3 protein-coding genes are annotated in these 2485 nt (G+C 66.1%); 1 reads left to right on the top strand and 2 read right to left on the bottom strand.

From position 1 onward, the window contains the following. The first annotated feature begins 137 nt into the window (after nt 1-137). Nucleotides 138-581: a MarR family winged helix-turn-helix transcriptional regulator gene (locus tag BGN95_RS24620; protein ID WP_179511369.1), complete on the top strand. Its 444-nt coding sequence runs from the start codon at nt 138-140 to the stop codon at nt 579-581. A 95-nt stretch (nt 582-676) separates the two neighbouring features. Here the strand turns inward: BGN95_RS24620 and dinB are convergent, their stop codons facing one another. Beyond that, a complete protein-coding gene (dinB, locus tag BGN95_RS24615; RefSeq protein ID WP_179511370.1) occupies nt 677-1756 on the bottom strand; it encodes a DNA polymerase IV in 1080 nt (359 codons plus the stop codon). A 252-nt stretch (nt 1757-2008) separates the two neighbouring features. After that, the coding region (locus tag BGN95_RS24610) for a thiolase family protein (RefSeq protein ID WP_502688350.1) at nt 2009-2485 on the bottom strand (477 nt) is incomplete at its 5' end.

Raw genomic sequence — 2485 nt, 5'->3', positions numbered from 1 at the left:
GGTGAATTCGACGAACTCGAAACCGTTGAGGCCAAGCGGATTGTCGGGGGTCATGACAGGTCTTCCCAAAGGGGTTGGTATCAATTGAAACTATTATTGCGTGTTGAGCAAGTCGTGTCAAATGCTACCGTTCCCGTATGACCAATCGCCTACAGCTCGATCGGTTCCTGCCGTATCGTTTGTCGATCACCTCGAATCTGGTGAGCGACCGGATCGCCCATGCCTATGAATCGATGTTCGGGCTGACGATTCCCGAATGGCGGCTGGTGGCGGTGATCGCCGAGGTCGATGCGATCACCCAGGCGGAAATCGGCGAGCGGACGCGGATGGACAAGGTGACGGTGAGCCGCGCCGCGATCGCTTTGGTCGGGCGTGGGCTGCTCGAACGCGCGCCGAACGAGAGCGACAAGCGCTCGCACCTGTTGTCGCTGAGCGCGGCGGGGCGAGAACTCTATGCGCTCGTCGCGCCCAAGGCGCTGGAGCTGGAGGCGCGGGTCTTCGCGCGATTCACCCCGGCGGAACTGGAGGCGTTCACCACGATGCTGCGCCGGATCGATGCCGCTGCACTGGAGGAGGATTGACCTGACCCCGGTTCGGGCTGAGCCTGCCGAAGCCCTGCACTTTTCTTCCGTGGAAGAAGGGCAGCCCTTCGACCAGCTTAGGGCGAGCGGGTTTTTTAATCCAGCGGCAGCACCGGCTGATCGCGCTCCTCGGGGTCGAGGATGCCGGAGAGCGTAAGCCCCAGGAGCCGCACGCCCCCCTCGACCGGTAGCTCGCGCGTCATCAGTGAATGGCCGATCGCGGCGAATTGCGCGCGGCCGGCGACCGGATCGGCCAGCGAGCGCGCGCGGGTGAAGGTGCGAAAATCGGCGCGGCGGAATTTGAGCGTCACGGTGCGGCCGCGCTCGCCGCTGCGCATGACGCGCTCCCAGGCCGCTTCGGCGACATGATCGATCGCCGCGGCGATCTCCCCCGGATCGGCGAGATTATGGTCGAAGGTACGCTCGGCGCCGATCGACTTGGTGGGACGGTCGGGGCGCACCGGGCGCTCGTCCACGCCACGCGCCGCGCTATGGAGATAATCGGCGTGGCTGCCGAAATGCGCACGGAGGAAATCGAGCGATTGCCCGCGCAGGTCCTCGCCGGTCTCGATCCCCAGCGCCGCCATCCGGCGCGCGGTTACCGGGCCGACGCCGTGGAAACGCGCGACCGGTAGTGCGGCGACGAACGACGGCCCCTTCGCCGGCGGGATCACGCATAGCCCGTCGGGCTTGTTCTGGTCCGATGCCAGCTTGGCGATGAACTTGTTGTAGCTCACGCCCGCCGAGGCGGTGAGACCGATCTCCGCGCGGATGCGGGCGCGGATTTCCTGCGCGATCGCGCGCGCCGAGCCGAGCCCGCGCAGATCCTCGGTGACGTCGAGATAGGCTTCGTCGAGCGCCAGCGGCTCGATCAGCGGGGTATAATCGGCGAAGATCGCGCGGATCTGGTGACTGATCGTGCGATAGACGTCGAAGCGCGGGCGGACGAAGACCAACTCTGGGCAGCGCCGCCGTGCGGTGATCGAGGGCATCGCCGATCGTACCCCGAAGGCACGCGCCTCATAGCTCGCCGCCGCGACGACGCCGCGCGCTTCCGCGCTGCCCACGGCGACGGGGCGCCCGCGCAGCTCGGCGTTGTCGCGCTGCTCGACCGACGCATAAAAGGCGTCCATGTCGATATGGATGATCTTGCGCGGGGAGGGGGCGTCCGACACGCGCACGACCTTGCCACGAAAGTCGCGCGAGGAGAACAGGGCGCGAACGAAATGACGGTTGAGACGCAGCGCTGTTCGCGAAACCCCTATTTGCTCCGTCCTTCCCGCGAAGGCGGGAATCCATTGACGCCGGTGTAGCGATTTAGCCGGAAGGCCAGCCCGAATGTATTCCCGCCTTCGCGGGAAGGACGAAATAAGAAGCCCCGACCGCACAAACGGCCGGGGCCTTTTTGTTTTCGCCCGTCAGGCGGCTTACAGGACCTCGAACAGCCCCGCCGCGCCCATGCCGCCGCCGATGCACATCGTGACCACGACATATTTCGCGCCGCGGCGCTTGCCCTCGATCAGCGCGTGGCCGGTCATGCGGGCGCCGGACATGCCGTATGGGTGACCGATCGAGATCGCGCCGCCGTTGACGTTGAGCAGCTCGTTGGGGATGCCGAGCTTGTCGCGGCAATAGAGCACCTGCACCGCAAACGCCTCATTGAGCTCCCACAACCCGATATCGTCCATCTTGAGGTTGAACCGGTCGAGCAGCTTCGGGATCGCGAAGACCGGGCCGATCCCCATCTCGTCGGGCTCGGTGCCCGCGACGGCCATCCCGACATAGCGGCCGAGCGGCTGCAGCCCGCGCTTCTCGGCGAGCTTCTCCTCCATCAGCACGCTCGCCGCAGCGCCGTCCGACAGCTGCGAGGCATTGCCGGCGGTGATGTTGAGATCGGGGCCGAG

Source organism: Sphingomonas sp. 66-10, from assembly GCF_001897045.1.
Lineage (GTDB): Bacteria > Pseudomonadota > Alphaproteobacteria > Sphingomonadales > Sphingomonadaceae > Sphingomonas > Sphingomonas lycopersici.
This window is presented reverse-complemented; position numbering and strand designations above follow the sequence as displayed.

Coding starts and splice junctions, on each gene's coding strand:
- BGN95_RS24620 (WP_179511369.1), top strand. CDS start 138: ATGACCAATCGCCTACAGCTCGATCGGTTCCTGCCGTATCGTTTGTCG.